Here is a 24,825-nt window from a genome sequence, read left to right on the forward strand (position 1 = left end):
CATGAATAATGAAAGTTGAAATCCTAATGTCATCAATTCTGACTTCTGACTCCTGACTCCTGTATTCTATTCATTTGAGTAACCTGACCATTATTAGGATATGGAGGCATAATACTTGAAACTCGCTTTTATCATTGATCCCATCCATCAGCTTGATCCGTGTCACGATACGAGTATCGCCTTGCTGGAAGCAGCACAAACTCTGGGACACGAAATTTGGGTGACTCAAGCAAATCTCCTAAGTGTCGTCGAAGGCAAAGCTTGGGCGGTATTAGAACGGTTAGAACTTGTACCAGTACAGCTGGTTGAGGGACGCTACGTAGCAGCGAATCCATGGTACAAGTTGAGCGATCACGCCCCCGTTTGCCTAGAAACAATGGATGCTGTATTCATGCGAATAGATCCACCAGTAACAGTCCCTTACCTATACGCGACTTACATTCTGGACTATATAGACCAAAATAAAACCTTAGTGATTAACAGCCCTCGTGGCATTCGGGCAGCAAACGAAAAAATGTATGCCCTTCAATTTACTAAAGCAATTCCAGAAACTATCGTAACCGCAAAGAAGGAGTTTATCAGGCAATTTGTTGAAGCTAAAGGCTCAGCAATACTCAAACCTTTAGGAAACAAAGGAGGAGAAGGCATCCTATTCTTAGAACCAAATGATCGGAACTTCAACTCGATCATCGAACTTAGTACGCTTCAAGGTCAAGTACCCGTCATGGTACAAACCTTTTTACCAGAAGCAAAAGAGGGAGACAAGCGGATTATTTTACTCAATGGCGAACCAATAGGTGCGCTTAACCGGCTTTCTGCGAAGGGTGAATTTCGTAACAACATGGCGACTGGTGGCACAGTAGCCCAAACTCAAATCACTCCGAGAGAATTGGACATTTGCGCCCAACTAGCCGAAACATTACGTAAAGACGGTCTAATTTTCGTTGGTATAGATGTTATTGGAGGTTACCTTACTGAAGTCAACGTCACCACTCCTACTGGTATTCGTGAAATAGATCGGCTCGATGGCACTTACCTCGGTCATCAAGTTATTAAATGGGTCGAGCAGTCAGCACAAAGCAAAAATTAAATACAAAGTTAGTTTTGTAGTCTGCAAGGTTCAGTCAGTAAGGATTGTTTCGTTTTTCTTATCTCCTATTGATCTATGTAATTTCCTTAACACCCTGGTAATCTTATTTTGTTACAAACAAATCGGAAATTACACCAGTACCATATAGCGAAATCAATTCGGTTTGAACAGGGTACTAACGAGTTTCGTCTAGTACATAACTCAGGAATATGAACCGAATAAGATCGTTGGGATTTTGGTAAAGTATTGAAATTGGTAGGTTGTAGGAACTTAAAATTCAATCCGAAGTTGCCTAATTGCGTGGGGGTGTACGCCGTCTTTGCAAAAACTCAGGAATATCCAATCCTGGTTTTTCTTTAGGCTCTGGAATGGATGTTGGCGGATTAACTGTTTGTGGATTAACTGTCTGTTGTTGTTGTTGTTGTATTGGTCGTCTTGTTGTAGGTGGTGGTGATACTACTCGGTTATTGACAGCACTTTGCTGTTGTGGGACTTGCATATCACCTGTAAATCCAGTAGCAATGACAGTGATTCTCACCTCTCCTTGAAGTCTGTCATCAATAACTGCTCCAAAAATAATATTGGCGTTGGGATCAACAACTTCATATATTGTTTCTGCTGCAGCATTCACTTCATGTAAGGTGAGATCACTACCACCGGTAATGTTAAATACAACACCTCTAGCTCCTTCAATAGAACTTTCAAGTAGTGGAGAAGAAATGGCTGCGATCGCCGCTTCTCTTGCTCTTGATTTTCCTGAACCAATACCGATCCCCATCAATGCTGATCCCGCGTCAGCCATCACAGCTCTAACATCAGCAAAGTCAACGTTTACCAATCCAGGAATTGTGATGATATCAGATATACCTTGTACCCCTTGACGCAGTACATCATCTGCATAACGAAATGCTTCTTGGACAGGCGTTTGCTCAGGGATCACCTCTAACAGCTTATTATTAGGAATGATAATTAGTGTATCTACTCTACTTTTTAAAGCTTCGATTCCTTGCTCAGCTTGGCTAGTGCGACGGCGTCCTTCAAATATAAATGGACGAGTCACTACACCAACAGTAAGTGCTCCCATTTCTTTGGCGACTTCCGCAACAATTGGCGCTGCACCAGTACCAGTTCCACCTCCCATACCAGCAGTAATAAAGACTAAATCCGCACCCTCTAAAGCTGTAGCAATCTCATCTCGTGATTCTTCAGCAGCTTTTTGACCAATAGCAGGGTTTCCACCTGCTCCCAAACCGCGCGTCAGCTTTTGTCCAATTTGTAATCGGCTAGTAGCTGAGGCTAAGGTAAGAGCTTGAGCATCAGTGTTGATTGTCCAAAACTCCACATTAGTCACATCTGAAGCGATCATCCGGTTGACAGCATTTCCACCGCCGCCACCTACACCAATCACCTTGATATTAGCAACTCGTCCGGGAACAATATCGCCAATGCGGGTGTCCTCGCTAGGAGTTTTCTTACTGTCGTGGCTTTGGCCAAAGTTTAGCCCAGAATTATTAAAAGGATTAGTGGTATTGATAGCCAGTGAGATTCCTGGTTGTCCTGGAGACTGGGAATTTTTATAAGTAAGCCCTTGGTTATTCTCAAGTGTCATTGCGTTTGTGAAAGGTAGATAAACGACTTTTTAAGGTGTTATTCACCTAAGAATCAACTATAGTTTGACGCTGCCACAGTCTATGGCACTTTTATGTCTTGTCCTTTTTATTGCCACCCTTTTGGGGATGGTAAGGGCGAAAGTTTGCTATAGGATAAGCCCCAATGGTAACTGCTCCTACAGCCAAGTCTCAAGAAGTATAGCTATATTTGCCTGAAATTAACCTGTATAACTTCCACAAGATATTAATATATTGACTACTATTTTGTTGATTTTGCTCATTAAACCTTTAGTATCTCATTGCCCTCGTTTTGTTGATCCTAGTCAATTATACTTGTAAAAAAGCTTACTACTATTTTAAGTGTTAGTTTTTTACTATCAATATTAATACCTGTTGTGTTGGTATAGGTTCCTTTGTCAGGGTTGTGAAAGTCCTGATCAATAGGCTGTTTGGCTGACTCTTATACTTTTTAGTTGGGTATGAGAAATACTATTTTAGTGACTAGCCTCATAAAATGGGCATTCACACAATAGTTTCTTTTTCTCAGAGCATCTCCTGTACTCTATTGCAGCAATATTCTACCTTCACAAAAAAGTAGATTTTTGCAAAATGGCTTGGTTTTGCTCATCAACTATCTGTCTAAAAGACGCCCTCATAGCCCCTCAAGCAGTATTCTTACGATAAAATACGTACAAACTCAACTTGAACACCAGGCGTTACGTCCAGTCAAATTTTAGTTAGGCAAACAAGCTTTTTCAGCAAAAATGCCATGAATTCGATTATCTAACATTTTGCATCTATCAATAAGATGCGATGGTAACAAAAACAGCAGCTTTTCATAGCAATATCAAATTTTACGATTATCCCCCCATTCTAATTAGAAGTTAGTGCCGATGTTTATATAGATTGCCGGAAATCCAAAAATCATAAAATATATCGATCAGCATAAGACTTCTTTATTAACTTCGAGTTTTGCATAAATTAAGCATGCCAATTGTTTTTAGCGAGGTTGAGGACTACTTTGTTTTTTCTGGTTCATTTGTACTAGAGGATATTCTGGGTTTTTCAAATCAATATACTCTATCTGACTGAGATTGAGTTGTACAGGTAGATGACGCATTTGTGCCATTACCCTGATTTTTTCGGATAAATGGAAGCTTGGTGTTCCCAGGTGTACCGTTCCTAGTTCTGTTTTCAAAATTAAATTTGTAGGATCTTGCCAATCAATTTCCATAACTTTTACCGAACTTTGACTCAAAGCCTGATAAAGTTCACTCCAATAGGGGCGGTATTGTTCTGGTAACCCAATAACCTTTAAATCGGGTAACCGTACACTCGAATGTAATAATGTGAATTTTTCTAAAGGCATCCAAACTCCACTGGAGTCTATTAACCCTACAACTCCTGTTTTCTTGTGAGTGTCACTATTTTTTTGCTCTTTAGAAGTTTCAGTCAACAGACTGGTTTGTGAAGAAGTCTCGTTTGGATGCTCTTTATTAGAAGAAGGAGGATTGACTAACTTAGTGGCTGCGGATGACTCTCCCGCACTAGCCAAAGCAAGTGTCTGGCTGGACTTATTTTTTGGGGTTTTCCCATCAGATGCAGAGGAATCATCAACGCCTGCTTGCTCTTCCGTTGTACGAGTCGGTAAGAGTGGTTTCGCTCCAGAAGGAACAGAACTACTGCTGGGGTTTGCATCTGAGCCGACTAAGGATCTAGAGCGCTTGTCGAGTGCGATCGCTACAGGTACTCGTTCCTTAATTTGAACTATTAACCCAGGAGGAAACAGGCGGCGACTGACATACGCTTGTTCAATCATAGGTTGATTTTTAAGAGATTCAGCCAGGCGAGATGGTTGAATTCTCAATAAAGACTGGGGATAAGATAGTACCAGTAGTGACTGAACCGCTTCATCAGAGAGTAATTGGTTACCCGAAATCACAACGTCGTGAGAGTCTGTTACCACCCAAATCGGCTGAACTGCTAGCCACAGAAGCCCACTTGCCAGACTACTAATTGCTATTGTTCGCCAGGTAGCTTGAATAATTTTTAACTGTCGCCTTTTACGTAATCTCTTACGCCGTCCTTCTAATTTTTTACTGGAAACTGATATGATGCCAGCCATTCAAACCCCTTTCACACTTTGAGCCCAAGTATTTGTTACACTCGTACTATTAAAATGACCTAAGTAAACGCGCTTGGCTAGGTATAGCCTCTTTTTTTGGAATTTTTTTCACATTTCATAAAACTTTATAGCAACTATAGCAGTCCTATTAGTCCTATAATCGCCCTATTTTAAAAGTGCTACTAGTAAGACTTCGGTGAGTCAAATCAGCACGAAGACTGAAAAATTAAGTAGACTGTCTTGAACACAAAAATTTCAAAATCGGAACCAATACAGAGTCACTGATCCCCAATCCTAAATCAGGAATTGTTTGCCATACTTCTTGACAAACCAATCCTAATATGCAAATACGAGTTCAACTCGAAACATTTTTTCCGTGAAAACTGTCATACTAAATATTTTCCTTTTTCCGAAGAATTAACAACCACTAATGTAGCTGATTTTTGAGGCAAGAGGTAATATTGAGGACATTTGATCAAATAAAATTTTTTGCTAGTGATTGCGAAAAATTAATAATCCCATATATACTCCTAGAGTATTGACAAAAAATTCACATAATAGTAGGTCACTATTACGTAGCTCTTGACCAAAGTGCTGAAGTCAGTCACTGTCCTAGAAACTACTCTGCGGCAGACTAAGAATTTTAGCGTCTGGTAGCTTTTTTTGGTCAACAATGGAAAGCCCTATAAAATTCATCTAAGGTTCAGTAAAAACTAGATTGCCAAAAGCCTGACAGTTGCTGTAAAAAGGACAAGCTAACTTAAATCAACGACAATACAATCTCTACCATCATACGGGTGTTTATTAAAAGGAAGATAGTCTCATAGAGTAGCTCATTGTATCTGTTGAACGGTGGTTTTAGGAAAGTAACGACCGGTCGCGCTTAGGATTAAGCGATAGGAGCCCGCAGCAAGTCTTTGAGGACTGCGCGCTCCAGGATTGGGTATAAACGATTAGTTGCTGAGAAACACATTCTTTCCCAGTACCCAGTACCCAGTACCCAGTACCCAGTACCCAATCCCCAATCCCCAATCCCCGTAAGATCTAGGCTCTGCTAGTAAATCTCCAGCACTATGCTTTCAAAGGTACAACTTCTGCCTTGAATCATGTGTCTAGATATTTAGGGAGAGATTATTTGTATCTATTTATACAAATAATTGGCATTATAACTTACATGAGAACAACACTGAACTTGTCACGCTTTTTCAAAGCCTGTAACCCTAGTAAAACAATAGTTATGGGTGACGCGTTTGATCGGCAGTACTACATAGATTTCTCTGAGGTACGTGGTTGCAAAATAGTTGAAGAATTGCAACGAACTATTACCCGTATTTCCCCGGATGACCCAACTTGCCAGTTATTTACAGGTCATATTGGCTGCGGTAAGTCAACGGAGTTGCAACGGCTAAAGACAGAATTAGAGATAGCTGGGTTTCATGTGGTTTATTTTGAGTCAAGTCAAGACTTGGATATGGCGGATATCGATGTTAGCGATATTCTATTGAGCGTAGCCCGCCAAGTGAGTGTTAGCTTAGAAGCAATTGATATCAAAATTAAACCTGGTTACTTTGCTAATCTCTTTAGAGAAATTGGGGATTTTTTGCAAACTCCTATTGAGTTATCAGGACAAGTAGAATTATCTTTAGGTATTGCTAAACTTACTGCAAAAACCAAAGATAGTCCGCAGTTACGGACTCAATTAAGACAATATTTGGAACCTCGGACAAATAGTATTTTACAAGCCATTAACGAAGAGATATTAGACAAAGCTATTGAACGTTTAAAGGCTAGGGGTCAAAAAGGACTGGTTGTTATTATAGATAACTTGGATAGAGTCGATATGCGTCCTTTAGCATCTGGGCGATCGCAACCAGAATATCTCTTTATTGACCGTGGTGAACAGTTACGTCGCCTGAAATGCCATGTTGTTTATACAATTCCTCTCGCCTTAATTTTCTCTAACGAGTACGAAACACTAAAAAACCGTTTAGGAGGTGGTATTGCACCTAAAGTTTTGCCGATGGTACTCGTACGACAAAGAGATGGTAATGACTACGAACCTGGGATGTTTTTGTTACGCCAACTAGTAATGGCAAGAGCCTTTCCAGAAATTCCTTGGAATGCAAGACTAGAATTAATCACAGAGTTATTTGATAAACCCGAAACTTTAGATAGACTATGTCGAGTTAGTGGTGGTCACATCCGTAATTTATTAGGATTACTTTACAGCTGCTTACAAAGGCAAGATCCACCTTTTTCACGGCATTGTTTAGAAGCTGTAATTCAGGATTATCGCGATGATTTGTTATTAGCAATTGATGAACAAGAGTGGCAATTGTTATATGAAGTTGTCATTCAGCAAAGCATTAAAGGCGAGTCTGAATACCAGAGCCTATTAAGAAGTATGTTTGTATTTGAATACCGCGATCCTTCCGGACGGTGGTTCGGTATTAGTCCAGCATTAGCAGAAACAGAAAAAGTTCAAGCTTGGCAGCAGCAACTCATAAAATAATAGCTGCACGAGTCAATAATCAATAGCAAAATACCAAAAGCTGTTGATTATTAACTCTTGAAGAAAATTAGGGAATAAGTGACAGAAAAATTTTTCATAAACCCTAATAGCCCAATTTCTATCACCAAACCCATAATACTTTCTTTTGATTTTCCGTAGTTTCTAATTATGAAAGAGTGTCATGTTATAGCAGAAATATCAACAGAAAATCAGCGGTCTTTGCAAACATTGCTGCGGGCAATTGCTTTATCAAAAGGGCAATTTTCCCTAATTTTTGTTCGGTGTAACTATGAGAGATTACGAGAGGAAATATTAGTTGATATTCACTCTTTGTCTAAGGATACGAATTTACACGAACTTGTTCTTTCACCATCAACAACTGCTCTACATACGACCATTATCAAAGAACTCTTTGACGATAATCCAAATCTGGCTACGGATTCTCAACCTTCAGCTGTAATGATTTTTGGTCTAGAGTCAATCATCAATCTTGAAGACCAAATTATTAATGTTAATCAAGTAAGAGATATCTATGCTGAAAGTTTTCAATTTCCATTAGTTTTCTGGCTCAAAGATCAGGTCGCAACATTGCTTTCTAGGGTGGCACCCGATTTTAAAAGTTGGGCTGCAACCACCATCAGATTTGAAATGGAACCAGAAGATTTAGTGGCTATGATAAGACATGAAACAGAACTTCTATTTGCTAAAGTTTTAGAGGTGGGTGCTCAAAGATTTTTATCTAATGCAGCCCTAGATTTAGATCCTAAATCATCTCAACACTGGGAAATTGAATTAGCCCGTAATGATTTACTTCGTTTATATGGTATTAAATTAGAACCGGAATTAGAAGCTTGTATTGAATTTGTGTTAGCACAAATTCATCACGCAAATGATCAAATAGACAATGCTTTGTCCCATTATCAAAGAAGCCTTGATTTTTGGCAGCACCAGGTAGAAACCTCATCGGCTCATCTTTTAAGAGAGGCTGTAGTGCTATTTCACCTAGGGCTATGTTATCGCCGGATGGCAGACTTATACCCAGAGCTTAATAAAGGCTACTGGCAAAAAGCGTTATCTTTCTTTAGAGAATGCTTAGAGGTATTAGAAGCATCTCAAAGAAAAGATTTAGTTGCCAAATTTATTTTAGCCGTTTGTGAAATGCTACAACGTTTACAAGCTTGGGAAGACTTACAAAAATTGGCTCAAGAGTCATTGGAACTGCATAAAACTTATGGAACAAAGGCTCAAATTGCTCAAGATTATGGTTTTTTGGCAACAGTGGCTGCATCTTGTTGTGATTGGTTGGAAGCTGATAAATTAGCTAACGCAGCGCTTGCGATCGCAGAGGACACTCCAGAAGTTTCGCGACAGCAAGAAGCTTGGTATCTTCTACTACTTGGGCGCGCACAAAGACATTTAGGTGATCCAGAGGAAGCTATCAATCATCTAGAATGGGCAAAGGTTGTGTGTGAACCTCAATACGAACCATGCTTATATATAGAGATTTTAGAAGAGTTGCGATCGCTTTACTTTTTTGCGCATCGTGACTATCTAGAAGCGTTCAACCTCAAACAAGAAAAAATTCAAATAGAACATCAGTATGGCTTTCGTGCATTCATTGGAGCTAGCCAATTACAGCCACAACGCTATAGAATTAACCCAATTTGTGGGGTGCAAATCTCACCATGTAGTGTTGAAGTTGCGCAAGAAATTATAAATTCAGGAAGACAGCAAGATGTTAATCGATTAATAGAAAGAATATCTCGTGCTGACTGCAAACTTACGGTTGTTCATGGTCCTAGTGGGGTAGGCAAAAGCTCAACTCTCAAAGCTGGTTTAGTACCAGCCTTAAAACAAAAAGTCATTGGCGATCGCCTGCCTTTGACGGTGTTTTTGTCTATTTATACGGATTGGCTTACCGGTTTGTTCTGTAGTTTAAATCACGCGATCGCACAAACAGATATCTCTCTTATTTCACAGATATCGTGTTCGAATATTTTAGAAAAATTACGTTTATTATCTGAGCGTAATTATACAATTATTTTAATTTTTGATCAAATTGAAGAATTTTTCTTTGTCAACACAGATATAAATCTCAGAATAGAATTTTATAAGCTATTGAGCGCTTGCTTAAACATTCCATTTGTAAAAATTATTTTGTGCTTACGAGAAGATTATTTACATTACTTATTAGAGTTTGAGCGACTAAGTAACGAGAAAATCGAACACACTTATGATATAGGAGTGATAAATAAAAATATTCTTGATAAAGATATTCGCTATTACTTAGGAAAGTTCTCCACTCAAGATGCTATAGAAATTATTCATAATCTAACTCAACGCTCTCACTACAAAGCCGAAAATGAACTTATTAATCAACTAGTCATAGATTTAGCTGGGGAACTTGATGAAGTACATCCAATTGAATTGCAAATAGTAGGTGTTCAATTACAAGTAGAAAAAATTACTACTCTTGAAGAATATAAAAGTTGTGGTGGCTCCCAAAAATTAGTAAAACGTTGGCTTGAAGAAGCTATTAAAGATTGTGGAGAAGAAAACCAAGAACTCGGTTGGAAATTACTCTTTGAGTTAACTGATGAAAAAGGCACTCGACCGCTCAAAACAAAAGCAGAATTAGGGGAGAGGGAAACTTTCTCATCATCTGCATTAGATATGATTTTAGAAATTATGGTGGGTAGTGGTTTAGTGGTGCGAGTTTTAGAAGAGTCGGGAGAGCGTTACCAGTTAGTGCATGATTATTTAGTTGAACCAATACGCCAAAAAAACAATTACTGTATAGTAGCCGAATTTAAAAAAGTCCAAATTGAAAAAAATAGAGCTGAAGTAGCACAAAAGCTTTCTCAAGAACAACTGTATTTGGTTTTGCAGCGGCGCTTGCGAGAAGCACGTTTAACAGGTATAGTTTTAGCGACAATGGTAGCGACAATAGGAGCATTATGGTGGCAAGCTAATGTACAAAAACAAGCCGCTGTTGTTCAAACTATAAGAGCTGAACGTAGTGAAACTAACTTAAAAATTAGTGGGCTTACAGCTGCTAGTGAAGCCTTATTTGCTTCAAACAAAGAGTTTGATGCTTTATTGGAAAGTTTACGAGCATTTCGGTTACTCAAACAAACAAATACAGTTCAGCCAGAGACTCGAATGCGGGTAGTTACAGCGCTACAGCAAGCTGTTTATGGCGTAGCGGAAATCAACCGTTTGGAAGGGCATCATGATATTGTGTGGGGTGTGAGTTTCAGCCCTGATAATCAACTATTAGCATCAGGGAGTACAGATCGGACAGTAAAACTTTGGCGTTCCGATGGAGGTTTACTCCAAACCCTTAATGGTCATAGCGATGCTGTTACAAGCGTGAGTTTCAGTCCTGATGGTAAGTTACTAGCTTCTGCTAGTCTGGATAAAACAATCCGACTCTGGCATAGAGACTCTATAAACGCTGAATTTGATCCATGGTCATATAAAACCATAGAAGGACACGGAGATTGGGTTTATAGCGTTAATTTCAGTCCTGATGGTAAGTTACTAGCTTCTGGTGGTAAAGATGCTAGCGTCAAGCTCTGGAGTAGCAATGGTAATCGGCTAAAAGTACTACGAGGACATACTGGCTGGGTTAACTGGGTAAACTTTAGCCCTGATAGTCAATTTCTCGCTTCAGCAAGTGAAGATCAAACAGTAAAAATTTGGCGACGGGACGGTACTTTAGCACAGACTTTGTTAGGGCACTCGAGTGGCGTAACTTATGTGGCTTTTAGCCCTGATGGTCAAATGCTAGCAACTGGTAGTAGAGACAAAACAGTAAAACTTTGGCGGCGGGAAGAACTTAAGAGCAGTAAAAATGGCTTTGTCTTTCGTCTGGTGAGAACCTTACAGCATAGTGGTACCGTTTGGAGTTTGAGCTTTAGCACTAATGGGCAGAATTTAGCTACCGCAGGCGATGACAAAAAGATCAGCCTTTGGAATATCAGTGAAAGAAACTCCTTAGAAAACCGCCCTTACAGAACTTTCAAAGGTCACAATGATGCTATTGCTAGCGTAGCTTTTAGCCCAGATAACAAACTGTTGGCATCCGGAAGCTATGATAAAAGCGTTAAACTTTGGCGTTTAGATCCTCCAAAACTCTCTATTTTGAAAGGTCATGAAGACAGGGTTTTGAGTGTTGCCTGGAGTCCTGATGGGAAAATATTAGTTTCAGGGAGTCGCGATCGCACTCTAAAACTTTGGCAAAGATACAGCAATACTAGTGGCGTAGAAACACGACTTTACAAAACTTTACTTGGACATACAGATAGAGTAGCAAGCGTTAGTTTTGATCCTCTGGGACAGATGTTTGTTTCGGGAAGCTATGACAAAACCTTAAAACTTTGGCGGCGTGATGGGTTGTTTCTCAAAACGCTGAGTGGGCATAGCGGTAGTGTGATGAGTGTCAGTTTTAGTCCTGATGGGCAGTTGTTGGCATCAGCGAGTAAAGATAAAACGGTGAAATTGTGGAATCGTGAAGGTAAGTTATTAAAAACTCTTAATGGACACCAAGGTTGGGTGAATAGCGTGAGTTTCACTTCTGATAGTCAGCTTCTAGCCTCCGCCAGCGATGATCAGACTGTAAAACTTTGGCGACGAGATGGTACTTTGTTAAAAACTTTTTCACCTCATGAGAGTTGGGTATTAGGTGTAAGCTTTAGTCCAACTGATAAATTAATGGCTTCTGCTAGTTGGGATAATACTGTAAAGCTATGGCGATGGGATGGCACGTTGTTGAAAACTTTGCTTAAAGGATATAGCGATAGTGTCAACGCCGTTAACTTTAGTCCTAACGGGGAAGTTTTAGCTGCCGCCAGTTGGGATAGTACGGTTAAGCTTTGGAGTCATGATGGCAAATTGATCAAAACTCTCAATGGGCATCGTGCACCTGTACTGAGTGTCAGTTTTAGCCCAGATGGTCAAACATTAGCATCAGCTAGTGATGATAAGACAATAATTTTGTGGAATTTAGATTTACATAACTTGCTTAGTCGTGGTTGTAACTGGGTGAGAGATTATCTTCAATCTAATCGCAATGTTGACCAGCGCGATCGCTCTCTTTGTAACTAAGAGGGAGCAGCCCCTGTGGGGAAGTCAAAAGTCACTCATTCAAAAGTCAAAAGTTACTGAGCCGGGGGAGCAGAGGAGCAGGGGAAGAAGTCCCCAGTCCCCAGTCCCCAGTCCCCAATACCCAATCCCCAATACCCAATCCCCAGTACCCAATACCCTATAGTTATTCCAACATTTCTTGCTGTAAAAATGCTAAAAAGGCTTGTAGCCTCATTCGTTCAATATAAGGCCAGCCTCCGAGAGATTCCATATCTTTAAGAAGTGTGTAGAGTCCTTGACGGTTGTCAGGCAAACTTTTTTGGAACGCTCCATCTCGGATCTGTTGGTGTAACTGTTCTAACTTTCGTAATATAGCCAAAAGGGCGATAACATCACCCTGACAATCTTGCACAGCATCATCGACTACGGAGGCGATCGCTTGCAGTTTATAAGACAAATTCTCTGAGTCAATATTTCTAACGTTGCTCATAGCTCCCTATTCTTGTAAATTGAGGTCACCTCAAATTTACCGGAGATTTTTGGGTTTCATGTAGCCATAAGGTAAACCAAAGGATAAATCCGGTTAGTGGGGGCAGTTTAATTCAAACCAGCGCTCGAATCCAACCCACTCTTGGGTTGCAATTGCCCAATGCCCCATGCCCAATGCCCAATGCCCCATGCCCCATGCCCAACAACGTATTATTTTGATAGATATTTTGATTTTGAGTTAAAAAAAATCGTATGATCTGGCTGACTTCCCTAATTACTACAGTCAGCACCCAACGCGTTTAGCTGTAAGCTTTAACAAAGGGAGACATTGAAGTACATTTAGCACAGAGAGAAGTTTGAACGGCTACTTTTGCCGTAGACACCTATTGGGTGACTTGTCAAGAGACATCACAGCTTCAGAGTTTTACAACTTAGATATTAATTTTTGAAATTGAGGTTGACCATGAGGTATCGCGCTTTAATTGTTGGATTCTTGGCTTTTTGTTTAAGCTTTCTAGCTGCTTGTACTGAGGGACCGTCCGAAGCTAGTACAGGAACAACGACGGCTCTCACCTACGATCAAATTAGAGGAACTGGCTTAGCTAACAAATGCCCACTACTGGCAGAAACAAGCCGTGGCTCTATTCCGATTGATCCTGGCAAGTCCTATACCTTAAAAGAACTTTGCTTAGAGCCAACCAATTTCTTTGTAAAAGAAGAACCTACAAATAAACGACAAGCACCAGAATTTATCGCAGGTAAGTTGTTGACTCGTCGTACCTACTCTTTGGATCAGGTTCAAGGAGATCTTAAGGTAAATGCAGATGGCAGCTTGACTTTTGAGGAAAAAGATGGTTTCGATTTCCAGCCTATAACTGTACAACTGCCCGGGGGTGAGCGAGTAGCTTTACTGTTTACAATCAAAAATTTAGTGGCTAGAACACAACCTAACTTAACTAGCCTTAACACCTCAACAGACTTTCAAGGCAGTTTTAAAGTCCCCTCCTATAGAGGTGCTGCTTTCCTAGATCCTAAAGGTCGTGGTGTTGTAACAGGTTACGACAACGCGGTAGCTCTCCCTGCACAAGCCGACGACAAAGAACTTACTCGTGCCAACGTTAAGCGTGCTCAAGTTCTAAATGGCAAAATTTCCTTACAAATCGCAAAAATTGATGGTTCTACTGGTGAAATTGCGGGTACTTTTGAAAGTGAACAGCCCTCAGATACTGATTTAGGTGCTGAAGAACCAGAAGAAGTTAGGATTCGTGGTCTGTTTTACGCTCGAGTTCAACCAGCTGATGCTTAAATTTTCTTAACTATCGTAAATGATTAACATTTACGGTTATACGTCCCCCTTCCTTCCTTATCTACTGAATTAGGAAGGAGGGGGTTATTTATGAACAAGAATTCAGGAGTCAGGAGGAGCCACTTCTGCGGGAGGGTTTCCCTCCGTAGGAATGTGGCGTTCAGGAGTCAGAATAAATATTTGTTTAAAACCTCATCCCTGATTGACGAAAGAGGAGTTGAAGGATTTTTTAAACACCATCCCTTTATGGTTGGTGCATTCTGTTTATTGAATTCTGACTCCTGAATTCTGACTCCTGACTCCTTTTTATAGCTATAACTTAACTTTAAGTATAAAATATTTTATTTCCGTACAATTTCGGTTCTAGTTTCGGGTAAAAATTTCCTATTTTTGTTTTAGGTAGTTTTTCAAAGCTACAGTTCAAACCAACGCCCACGAAGCAACAAAATATCCCCAACTGCTTATTTGAATTAGGCTATGTACTCAATCCATTTATGGCAGGTATTCGCGTATTGAAAGTTTGTGCGCCATAAATGAGTGTCATCTCTGTAGGAAATTGAAAAATCTCCTATAGCAGTGCTGTGCTAACTAATAAATGCTCAGTAAAAACCGAGTATCTATAAACAATAATAGCTTGATAAAAAGGCAATTTTTTAAATATTTGTTTGATTAATTAATGAATTAATGGGGTGCTATGCCTACCACAATTGCCGATGACCTGAAGCATGAAACTTGGCAGCTATTGCGAACATACCAGCAATCGCGCTCAGCAGATGTTCGCAATCAACTGGTACAACTTAATTTTGGACTTGTCAGAAAAGAAACGCATTATTGGATAAATCAATGCCACGAAAGTTACGAGGATTTGCTTCAAGTTGGGTGCATAGGTTTAATTAGAGCTATTGAAAAATTTGAAATTTCTAAGGGTTATGCCTTCAGCTCTTTTGCAATTCCTTACATACGTGGAGAAATTCAACACTACCTTAGAGATAAAGGTGTAACAGTCCGAATTCCTCGACGCTGGTTAGCCCTGCAACAACAAGCAATAGCAGTTTCTCGTTCTTTACGTGAAAAATACAATCGTCAACCAACAGATTCAGAATTAGCAGCCGCACTGGAAGTTTCGCTAGATGAGTGGCAAGAAATTAAACTAGCATGGATTAATCGCTCTCCTTTAAGTTTAGATATGCCTGTAAATGATGGGGAAGAAGGTTCTATTTCTCTAGGAGATTTGGTTCCAGATCACCGTTACCGCAGCTTTCAACTAGCGCAAGAAGACCAAATTCGCGTACAACAAGCACTGGTGCAGGTAGAAAAATGCACACGCGAAGTCTTAGAGTTTGTGTTTTTGCATGATTTAACGCAAAAACAAGTCGCTGAACAATTAGGTATCAGTGTTGTTACGGTTTCTCGCCGAGTAAAAAAAGGACTGGACTTGTTGAAAAATTTAATGGTTGCAGCAGAAAATTAAGAGAAAGAAGTCAGGAGTCAGGAGTCAGGAGTCAGTATGAATGCTGGATTTAGCGGAATGTCGTAGGGTTTAAATTGCGTAAGTCCTGATTTTGAGAGAGATATTCTGAATTCGGAATTCTGGATCGTGATTCCTTGTTTAACTCAGTTTCAGTAGTATTTAGAAAAACCTTGGAAATCTAAAAATCTTGAGTTATAACGGTATCAGATTTCACCTTTGACAGAAATTTCAGAAGGTAGATTTCGGTAACCAAGTTTTTCTATGGCTCTTGAGAACAGCTAATGGGCAGAAATTCAAAAATTGTAGTTGCAGCCATTTTAGCTTTAGCAATTGTTGGATGTTCGTCGGAAGGAGAACAACAATCAAGCAATCCTACACTGACTAACACCCCAACAACAATTAAAAAAGGTGCAACTCTACCGTTTAATAATCCAGTGGTGCCTGCCAAAAAGACTCCATCATCTACTGTTGGGAGTGCTGGTTTAATTCAACCGACGAATCCTACAGAACGTATAGGTGTGGTATCAAAAGGACGTGCTGATCCTTTTGCACAAATTATAGGACCGTATCCTCTAAGTATCGCAAATACTACAGTAGTAGAAAAAACTAAAAATTTGCCTACTCCTAGAGTGGTTGAAAAACGCCAAATAAATAAGACTGTTGCCATCTCCCCCGCGATCAAAATCAGCAAGACTAAGAGCCCTTTGACTCGAGTAAAACCAAAGTTAAACCTTAGAACTAATTTAACTCGACCAGTTTTGCCTAAAGTATTACCTCAGGTAATTCCTAACCAGACTCTTGTCTCAGTCTTACCTCCACCTCCGCAACCGGAGTTAGCAAAAGCAGTTCTGGTTACAGGTGTGGTACTAGTAGGTCAAGAACCTCAAGCTATTATTAAAGTACCAACTGAACCAACAAGCCGATACGTACAGGCAGGACAACGACTAGCAAGTGGCTTGCTGATTAAACGTATTGAAATGAATGAAGGTTCAGAACCAACTGTTATTTTGGAACAATATGGTATTGAAGTTGCGAAAATGGTAGGGGAAGCACCTTTAAACTCAAAACCATCATCTGCTTTACCCGGAGCAACTTAAAAATATGGAGACAAGACAAAAAATAGAATTTACTGACTTACCTTTAGCTGTGTATCGAGAGATAGCTGCTCATTTGCAGCAGGTGGAAGGAGTAGAAGTGGGTTTAATTCCTCAGTCTTCTGAGTCATTTGATTATAATCAAAGTCAAATCGCTGGCTTGTGGATTGAACATACACCAAAGTCTGTGCCACAAAGTCGGCAACGCGTAGAGCAAATTTTGGCATATTATCGCAGCCGATATGGTGTTCGTTCAACTTGAACAAAAGGCAAAAGCATTTAAAAATCAACAAATTGGAACGCGGTAACTAATTGCCGCGTTTCATTGATTTTACCAACAAAAATATATTCGGCTAATTATTCGAGACCTTCCATAAAGTAGGTTTTCAAGATTATACATTATACCAATTTTTTGTGAAGCTGCATATTATTTTTACCCCCCTGTAGTCCCCCCTTGGTAAGGGGAACTTAGCCGGGGGTCAATATATGGAGCTTCATATAAATATGGTATAAGCAAAAATAAAGCTAAGCCTAAAATAATTCAGAGGGTGTCGGGGGTCAGTCAGTTGTTTCTCTTCGACACTCATTTTTCTTGAAACGCTTGTAGGGTAAGAATTCTGACCGGGTTATCTTTCATGTCTTCTTTGTCAACTACTAGTAACGACTCTATATGTTCTGTTATAATTCTCCCTTCAGTCATAAGAAAAACTGCTTATGCCTGTATTTAACAACAGTAAAAGATTGAGTTTGATTTGTCTTTCAAACCAATACAATAAAACCACAGCGCACCCTCAGTAAAATACCAAACAAAAGGTATTTTCCGTAGTTAGTGCGATGCTCCTCTCATAATTTCTTCATTGTGCCGTGCTAATTGTCACATAGCAAGAGGTTTAACATTTTCCAGTCCAATGTAAACTAAACCAACAAAACAGATTACTTACAAGTCCTTAAAACCCTACGCAAGTAGCCCTTCCAGCCACAAATGCTGGTTTAATTAAACAAAAAATCACCATATCTAAGTGTGATTGAGGCACAAACAAATACAAGTGTCTCTCTTTGAGGGTTTGCTACCTATAAAGGGACGTTTTCCCTTAAACGCTTTTTATTTGGTGATCTGAGAAAAAGACCAATTTTTCAGAAACCCGTTAATTTCTTACGTAATGATTCGGAAAATGTAACAAAAAGATGAGTGTGAGCATTCTGAAAGTTTTAAACCAACCCGGTTGGAACTATAAAATATCATACGAAGGGGTTTCTATCCTTGCCCCTAGCAAGCAACATGCCGCAGATCTTGCCCAAGATTACGGTTATGCTCTAAGCGAAACCGCCGCAAAAATTAATGGTAAAGTCCAGATCGGATGGAGACGCTGTAAGCAACCAATCGAGTTTTATGGGTGGATGAATTCCCATCCTTTATCCAGCGTGGCATTGACTGCCGAACGCCTCTTACCTTTCAATGGTACAGTTTTTTCAAGCCAGTTGAATTTACCAGTAGAGTTATTGCGCCGAATGGTTGCAGCTGCTGAAAATGAGCTTCCAGTGAGTATTGTTAGGCAAAGTGATAACAAGCAAATCATTGTTAACCAACCAATGTCTGACATGCTGGAGACTCCGCCTGAGATTGCCACTCAACGAGTAATGAATCGGTTTTGGCTCCCTGAAGATTTAGTAGAACTGGAACGACGGCTAAGCATCTCGAACCGATTCACCTGGACTTATTCGGGAGGGCTAAACGAGAGAACTTGGGCAATCCTCACAACTCAATTCGAGGTTTTCGAGGTCGAGGGTGTATGGTACAGACAGGGAATCTGCTTAGCAAGCCCTCAATATGTGCCTATTCCGCCTGGAGCTTTTGCTCCTGCTTAAATAGGGCTGTTGACTACTCGAATCAACAATTCTCAAACAGTATCGTTGTCAGATTCCCTTGTTCTGTTCGTTTAGCCAAATATTCTGCGCTTTATGTGTTATGGTAATCTGTTTAACGTTGAAATCTTTACTAGGTAAAGACATCAAACACAACAGTTTTTGGGGAGTTTTGCGCCCTGATTGTCAATTAGGTTATCCTGTTGCAATAGTTCACCTATAAGATCAATCTGAGCCTCATTCCTTCAAAAAAACACCGAGTCTGCCATTTAGCGCAGCAATGTAGATTTGATTGTTATCGACAATATCGTGTGCATTTACGAGTCATCAATGATTAAGATCACACCTCATTGCTGACTCTCTTCCTCCCATGCTCCCAACATATTTTGTTATGGGGTAAACTGGCAAACAAGGTAATCCAAATATTACCAAGGTGTTCGGTCTTGGGCATCACGCACAATGGAAAACTGGCAATTTCTGATACAGAAACAAGGCGATCGCTCTTGGCATTCCTTAGAATCGCCAAAAGTGGAAATTATTGAGGGGATGTATAGAATTGTAACTCGCTCTGGTCTCCCCAATATTAATGTGGAAGTGCGGGTAATTTACTCGTCAACTCTAGAAGTTCCCCCAAAGAGGCGGATTCAAAAGCGATCGCGTCGTACTACCGAAGATGGGCTAATGGTAGTAATTCCCTATACCTACCTTAAGGCGGGAATTTGGGAGTTACAATGCTGTGGTGATTTGATATCAGATAATCTCCGTAAATCATGGCAATACAGCATCTGCCTAGTAGTTTTGCCTAACTTATCTTTAGCTCAAAAAAACACATGGGGACAACCAGCACCACCCTTATCTAGCGAGGGGTTGAACCCTGTCATAGAATGCGACGATCAAGTAGTCATTGACGATCCTGTCTCCCCAGTCTGGCTCAAAGCCGATACAGCAGAAGAAATTTTAAAAAGTTTGGTTTCATTAGCGTTACCTCCCAGTGAACCACTACTAGAAGAGGAAATTTCGCTTGAAGATTCTCTACCAGTTATTGCGCTACCACTATTGCTAACCTTAGAACAAGAAACTTATATTACTAGCTGGGGAGAAACTCTCACTGTTAATGGGCGTGTGGAGCCTGAACAAATAAATTATGTTCTCGACGACAGACCAAACTGCGAAAGAGTTTACAATGGTGAGTTAAAAATACAACTCTCTTCTCCTGATACCTCAGAAATCCTAGCCCAAGAGCGACAACCATTACCAGAAGAATTCCTGCCATTTTCCATTCAAGTCCCCATTGAAATTCCATCTGAATGCAAATCTAAGCTAATTTTGGCTGATATCACCTTATATGGTTCATTTGTAACTGCGGGTGAACCAAGAGTTTTAGCGCATCAATCCTTTACAATTACTGCAAATGTAGCAGAATTGCTAGCAATCACCACTGCGACACAAACCACTGAGCCAGACGTTGTCGATAACCTGGAAGACGAGCCTGCGTCACATCAAGAAGCAAAACCATCTGCACCAATAAAGTTGGAGCTTTTTAATCTCGTAAAAACTGTAAAAAAAACTGAGCCTAACCTTCTGGCAACATCTCCAAAAAAATCCTTACCGCCACAACTTGTTGGGCGACAGATCGATAAAACACCAGCTTCCCCTCAACTACCTCAGCTTCCTAAACAGAACATCTACAAAATTAATGTACCAGCTATACTCCCAGCCAATAGAAGAACAAGCATAAGCACTACCTTTCCATACTTGAGACGAGTACAAGTCGAACCAGATCATCACCAAGAGGCGTTTGGCTTACAATATACAAACACGATTGAAGCTGATTATGAAGATATCCCTTACCAGAAAGACTCGTTTGGAGAGGAATTTGTTCCCTCACATAATGAATCAGTAGCCGTCGGTAATACTTACTTATCTCCTTTAATTAAAAAATGGGTACACACTCAAGGACACTCCTCACCTCAACCTCTTGAAGATAACGAAGACAAAGTTATTAGCAGCGAACATCTCTTTGAAGAACAGGTACAAGAAGTTTCCGAAAATGAAGCGCTCTCTGAAAAAGAGTGGGAGGAACCTATACCAGCAGATATCATTACTAGCTTAACGGATTTAATAGATGAGTTGTCGTTTAGTCTTATAGATCAATCATCTATGACATCCCCCACCACAGTAATTGCTGAAGTTCCCACTCCGAAGTATGTCAGTAAACCTTCTCCGGCTTTGGCTCAGGAAATTGTAGTATATGATACATATATCGAAGCGGAAACTGATATTCTCAAAAAACAGACCTCAAAACAAGAACAAAAATCAGTTTCAGATTTACCACCCATAACAGAACCATTGGCAATTCCACAACTACATATACCAGAAGGTGAGTTGATTGCTGGAAAATCTATTAGGGTAATTGTGCAGATCCCAGGTAATCGCTCTCAAGTTGCTGTGAAGTTATGGGTTGAGGATTGCCAAACACGGTGGTTACTTGATGCTCCTCGTTTATTGAAAAATTTACTACCTAACTATGAGGGGAAGTTGGAAGTAATAACTCACATCAACGTTCCTTTCGGCTGTTTGGAAATTCGTGTTGAGGCGATCGCAGTAGATATGGTAACCAAACAAGAAAGCCATAAAGCCAGTATACATAGGACTGTCATTCCACCTGATTTACTAAAATCACCTGTAGATGAACTGTTCCTGAGCATCTAGAAAGCTTAAATTTTTTCCAAAAAAATTTGTCTGTGTTAAAAATATGAAACAATTTAGAAAAAGACACAGAATTTGCAGTAAGCTCTTTTTAGCAAAAGAGCCGTAACTTCCCTTCTTCTTGAGAATGGGATGTAAGACGGACTAGCGTTTTCAGTACCTCGCTCTGAAGAGACGGGGTTTCAATTGTGCTGTGATTTAATAGGAATATTTAACTATGGCAGCTTCATTTTTACAGTCTATCTTCGTTCCCATAGTCACTTGGATTTTGCCAATTTTGACCTTCTCTTTTCTATTTTTGTACATAGAAAGTGACAATATTGGCTAGTAAGAAGATGTCAGGGTATACGGTTTAGGTGTTGAGGGTTAGAAATTCCTAAGCCTCAATTCCCAAAAAAACCGCCTATCTCATAGAGATAGGCGGTTTTTTCTGATTATATGTGGATCAAGCTAGCATTATATGGAGGAACCAATTCCGGCATAAGCTCCATAAAAGAAAATACCTACAACGGTAATCACACCTAACCCAGCGATTGTAGCCACGATCCACAGGGGAATTCTTCCACTTCCAGACACAGTTTTATCCTCCTTTAACAAGAAAATTATTTACGTAGGTTAATTAACAATTGCAAATGTGCTTGCAAAACCTTGGGTAAGGTAGAACTTACCCAAATCTATAGCCATGTATGACAGCTACTAGTTAAAGAAGTAACTGGAAAACAAAATACCGAGAACGAAAACGAGTAGTAATCCTAGGTAAAGCGAAGTCCGGTTGAGTTCAACAGGCTGCTTATTGGGATTGGGACTTCTTTCCATGATTTGCTCCTAGCGTTGAATAAATTGCATTGCGGCGATCGCGCCCAAGAAGAACACAGTAGGTACAGCCAGGGTGTGAACTGCAAGCCAACGAACTGTAAAAATTGGATAAGTAACTGGTTGATTGATGTTATTTCCGCTAGTCATGATTTCAAACTACTTTTACTTAGTAAATTGTTCAACTTGTTGTTTTGCTTCAAAACGGTTATTCAAAATTGGCAATTCCTGCCTTGTTTGTGTGTAATACTCGTTGGGGCGAGGTGTGCCAAACACGTCGTATGCCAAACCTGTGCTGACAAATAACCAACCAGCAATAAACAATGCTGGAATGGTGATACTGTGAATCACCCAGTAACGAATACTAGTAATAATGTCACTAAATGGACGCTCTCCAGTAGTACCTGACATTTAGATCCCTCCCTTGGCAACAATTGTTAATGAGTTTATTATCCTACAAAGTTTAGAAAGAGTTACAAGTTGCAACCTGTTTCTCATAAATGAGTATTAATACTCATCTATGAATCACGTTAAGCTTCCTCTGACTTAGAAGCAGCTGCAACTGTTGGTTGATATTTCAGCAAAACGCCGTGATCACCGATAATAAAACCTTTTTCTGGAGATAAGAAAACAATTTTATATAAATTACCGGGAACTCCTTCAACATCACGGTCTTTTTCCCAGGTTTTACCACCATCAACACTCAACAGCAAATTACCACTACCACCACTTACCCAAATTTCTTCAGGAGTGCGGTAAGCCAAATCAAGCAAACCCCAACTTGTAGAAAGTTCTGGATATTCAGTTTTCAGCCACTCACTAGGCTTGGCTGGATCGGTAAACTGTATTTGTCCTCCACGCGCTAGCATCCACATTCGCCCATTTTGAGTAAATCCCATATTTTCGACTCGTCGGGAACTATTGCGGTTATGGGGTTTCCAAGAATTTTCTCCTGGTTCCCAAGTCGAATAGAAATTACCCTTAGCTGAAACAGCAACATATTTGCCGTCAGCAGAGCGTTCCATATTACGAACAACACCAACAGCTTCTTCTACTTGGGCTTTCCAAGTTTGACCACCATCTGTGGTTTTATAGATGGCTCCCACATCAGTAGCCATCTCTGCTGTTTTGTCTCCTAATGCCAAAACACTAATGGGATTACCAGGAAGTTTTGCACTGAGGAGAATACGTGACCAAGAATGACCTTCATCAGTGCTGTGTAGTAGCACAGAAGGTTCTCCAGCTATCCACCCTTCATTGTTGGCAAAACTTACCGTGTTAAAGCGGTACCTTTGGTCATCGAGTTGTAACTTTACAGGTTGCCAAGTTTCTCCACCATCTTGAGTTTCCAAAATAGTGGCGCTGCTACCCACTAAATAGCCATGCTTAGGGTTATCAGTAAAGGCAATATCCAACAGTTTCGCATCTGTTGGCAGAGAAATAACTTCCCAAGGATTAAACGTTGTGGAGGGAACCTTACTACAACCTACGCACAGGAGGACAGCTACTAAAACAGCAAACAGTCGTTGCCAAATTCTCACAGTTGAAAACATCTTTATATTTCGTCAAATTGTGTAGTAAAAGTTTACCAAAGAAGGGGATTGGGGCAATGGGCATGGGGCATGGGGCATGGGGCAATGGGCATGGGGCATGGGGCATGGGGCATGGGGCATGGGGCATAGTGAATATAAGGTATGCTCAGTAGTTAGACAGAATTAATTACATTTTTTGATTTATCATTGCCCATTGCTTATTACCCAATGCCCAATGCCCATTGCATTTTATTGCAAACCGTAGAGACTTATAAAGAACAAGAAGGCGAGAACCAAGCCGCCAAAAATCAAGAGATTCTTCTGGGTTGGGGTGAGTTGGTTGACACCTAAACCATAACCTAGATTTTCTTTAAAGCCGGAAGCCGCGCCTACGCCACCAATGTTCGTGAAAGCGGTTGACTTAGCGCTGCAAACTGGACAACGCCAAGTTATCGGTAGTTCAGCAAAAGGTGTTCCAGGAGCAATGTTATGTTTGTCGTCCCCTTTATCGGGTTCATAGACATAACCGCAGACTCGGCACTCATAGCGGTCTAATGCGGTTGTATCAACAGCTGGTTCGCTCATGGTGGTCAGGGACAAATATTAAAGATACGTTAAAAATTATGACATAACTGTTAGTTCTTTCTATAGTCACTAAAAACGAATCAAATAATCTCTGGTTCTGTTTTCTGGGGATCAAAAAAATCAAAGCCGATATAATGTAAAAGAAGGTAACAAAGTTATTTCCACTTCAAGCGGTAGATTTTATTGTGTTTGTCCTTAGCGGTTATGAATACCTTCTAGGCTTTTTAATAGTATGTAGCCTAGTGCCTGCCTTGGCTCTCTCAGCGTCCAAGCTCCTGCGACCCACTGGTCGCAACCCAGAAAGGCGTACTACGTATGAATCAGGTATGGAACCCATTGGCGGTGCCTGGATACAGTTCAACATCCGCTACTACATGTTTGCTCTGATCTTTGTCGTCTTCGATGTAGAGACTGTGTTTTTGTATCCTTGGGCTGTTGCGTTCCATCGTCTTGGGCTGTTGGCATTTGTTGAAGCATTAGTTTTTATTGCAATTCTTGTAATTGCCCTAGTTTTAGCGGGGCGTAAAGGAGCTTTGGG

At 40.3% G+C, this 24,825-nt stretch carries 19 protein-coding genes and 1 pseudogene; 11 read left to right on the plus strand and 9 right to left on the minus strand.

Annotated features, from left to right (window positions below):
* The first annotated feature begins 115 nt into the window (after nucleotides 1-115).
* Nucleotides 116-1,090, plus strand: a complete 975-nt coding sequence (gene gshB / locus G4P69_RS19230; RefSeq protein ID WP_208341045.1) for a glutathione synthase — start codon at nucleotides 116-118, stop codon at nucleotides 1,088-1,090.
* Nucleotides 1,091-1,382: 292 nt separating this feature from the next.
* On the opposite strand, the gene ftsZ is transcribed toward gshB, so the two are convergent.
* Both ftsZ and G4P69_RS19240 read right to left on the minus strand, forming a co-directional pair.
* A complete protein-coding gene (ftsZ, locus tag G4P69_RS19235; protein WP_208341047.1) occupies nucleotides 1,383-2,699 on the minus strand; it encodes a cell division protein FtsZ in 1,317 nt (438 codons plus the stop codon).
* A gap of 1,001 nt (nucleotides 2,700-3,700) precedes the next feature.
* Nucleotides 3,701-4,825 (minus strand): cell division protein FtsQ/DivIB, encoded by a 1,125-nt coding sequence (locus G4P69_RS19240; RefSeq protein WP_208341049.1) that lies wholly within the window; start codon nucleotides 4,823-4,825, stop codon nucleotides 3,701-3,703.
* Between the two features lie 1,174 nt (nucleotides 4,826-5,999).
* On the opposite strand from G4P69_RS19240, the gene G4P69_RS19245 reads away from it, so the two are divergent.
* Nucleotides 6,000-7,337 carry an ATP-binding protein gene (locus G4P69_RS19245; RefSeq protein WP_208341051.1) on the plus strand — a complete coding sequence of 446 codons (1,338 nt, stop codon included), beginning with the start codon at nucleotides 6,000-6,002 and terminating at the stop codon, nucleotides 7,335-7,337.
* 168 nt (nucleotides 7,338-7,505) lie between these two features.
* Entirely contained in the window at nucleotides 7,506-12,446 is a 4,941-nt protein-coding gene (locus tag G4P69_RS19250; RefSeq protein ID WP_208341053.1) for a WD40 domain-containing protein, read from the plus strand.
* Between the two features lie 163 nt (nucleotides 12,447-12,609).
* On the opposite strand, the gene G4P69_RS19255 is transcribed toward G4P69_RS19250, so the two are convergent.
* Entirely contained in the window at nucleotides 12,610-12,915 is a 306-nt protein-coding gene (locus G4P69_RS19255) for a hypothetical protein (protein WP_208341055.1), read from the minus strand.
* A gap of 462 nt (nucleotides 12,916-13,377) precedes the next feature.
* Here G4P69_RS19255 and psbO point away from each other — a divergent pair, with 462 nt between their 5' ends.
* From psbO to G4P69_RS19290, 7 genes and pseudogenes are all read left to right on the plus strand, one after another.
* A complete protein-coding gene (gene psbO / locus G4P69_RS19260) occupies nucleotides 13,378-14,220 on the plus strand; it encodes a photosystem II manganese-stabilizing polypeptide (RefSeq protein WP_208341057.1) in 843 nt (280 codons plus the stop codon).
* A 694-nt stretch (nucleotides 14,221-14,914) separates the two neighbouring features.
* Entirely contained in the window at nucleotides 14,915-15,691 is a 777-nt protein-coding gene (locus tag G4P69_RS19265) for an RNA polymerase sigma factor SigF (RefSeq protein WP_208341059.1), read from the plus strand.
* A 281-nt stretch (nucleotides 15,692-15,972) separates the two neighbouring features.
* Entirely contained in the window at nucleotides 15,973-16,788 is an 816-nt protein-coding gene (locus tag G4P69_RS19270) for a hypothetical protein (RefSeq protein WP_208341061.1), read from the plus strand.
* Between the two features lie 4 nt (nucleotides 16,789-16,792).
* A complete protein-coding gene (locus tag G4P69_RS19275) occupies nucleotides 16,793-17,047 on the plus strand; it encodes a hypothetical protein (RefSeq protein ID WP_208341064.1) in 255 nt (84 codons plus the stop codon).
* 923 nt (nucleotides 17,048-17,970) lie between these two features.
* Complete coding sequence (locus tag G4P69_RS19280; protein ID WP_208341066.1) at nucleotides 17,971-18,651, plus strand: hypothetical protein; 681 nt, start codon at nucleotides 17,971-17,973, stop codon at nucleotides 18,649-18,651.
* A 456-nt stretch (nucleotides 18,652-19,107) separates the two neighbouring features.
* A complete protein-coding gene (locus tag G4P69_RS19285; RefSeq protein ID WP_208341068.1) occupies nucleotides 19,108-21,360 on the plus strand; it encodes a hypothetical protein in 2,253 nt (750 codons plus the stop codon).
* A gap of 220 nt (nucleotides 21,361-21,580) precedes the next feature.
* Nucleotides 21,581-21,685 (plus strand): annotated as a pseudogene (locus G4P69_RS19290) (photosystem I reaction center subunit VIII); the annotation flags it as partial.
* A 128-nt stretch (nucleotides 21,686-21,813) separates the two neighbouring features.
* Here G4P69_RS19290 and G4P69_RS19295 read toward each other — a convergent pair.
* From G4P69_RS19295 to G4P69_RS19320, 6 genes are all read right to left on the minus strand, one after another.
* Nucleotides 21,814-21,933: a photosystem II reaction center protein J gene (locus G4P69_RS19295; protein WP_208341076.1), complete on the minus strand. Its 120-nt coding sequence runs from the start codon at nucleotides 21,931-21,933 to the stop codon at nucleotides 21,814-21,816.
* A gap of 120 nt (nucleotides 21,934-22,053) precedes the next feature.
* Nucleotides 22,054-22,173: a photosystem II reaction center protein L gene (locus tag G4P69_RS19300; RefSeq protein WP_208341078.1), complete on the minus strand. Its 120-nt coding sequence runs from the start codon at nucleotides 22,171-22,173 to the stop codon at nucleotides 22,054-22,056.
* A gap of 9 nt (nucleotides 22,174-22,182) precedes the next feature.
* A complete protein-coding gene (gene psbF, locus G4P69_RS19305; RefSeq protein ID WP_015139785.1) occupies nucleotides 22,183-22,320 on the minus strand; it encodes a cytochrome b559 subunit beta in 138 nt (45 codons plus the stop codon).
* Between the two features lie 15 nt (nucleotides 22,321-22,335).
* Nucleotides 22,336-22,581, minus strand: coding sequence for a cytochrome b559 subunit alpha (gene psbE, locus G4P69_RS19310; RefSeq protein WP_208341079.1), 246 nt, complete (start codon nucleotides 22,579-22,581; stop codon nucleotides 22,336-22,338).
* A gap of 119 nt (nucleotides 22,582-22,700) precedes the next feature.
* The gene (locus G4P69_RS19315) at nucleotides 22,701-23,723 is read right to left on the minus strand and encodes a photosynthesis system II assembly factor Ycf48 (protein WP_208341081.1); all 1,023 of its coding nucleotides are present in this window, start codon (nucleotides 23,721-23,723) and stop codon (nucleotides 22,701-22,703) included.
* 228 nt (nucleotides 23,724-23,951) lie between these two features.
* On the minus strand, nucleotides 23,952-24,287 hold the full coding sequence (locus G4P69_RS19320) for a rubredoxin (protein ID WP_208341083.1): 336 nt from the start codon (nucleotides 24,285-24,287) through the stop codon (nucleotides 23,952-23,954).
* A gap of 185 nt (nucleotides 24,288-24,472) precedes the next feature.
* Here G4P69_RS19320 and G4P69_RS19325 point away from each other — a divergent pair.
* A partial coding sequence (locus tag G4P69_RS19325; RefSeq protein ID WP_208350892.1) for an NAD(P)H-quinone oxidoreductase subunit 3 occupies nucleotides 24,473-24,825 on the plus strand: 353 nt, incomplete at its 3' end.

The sequence above is a fragment of the Aetokthonos hydrillicola CCALA 1050 genome, assembly GCF_017591665.1.
Taxonomy (GTDB): domain Bacteria; phylum Cyanobacteriota; class Cyanobacteriia; order Cyanobacteriales; family Nostocaceae; genus Aetokthonos; species Aetokthonos hydrillicola.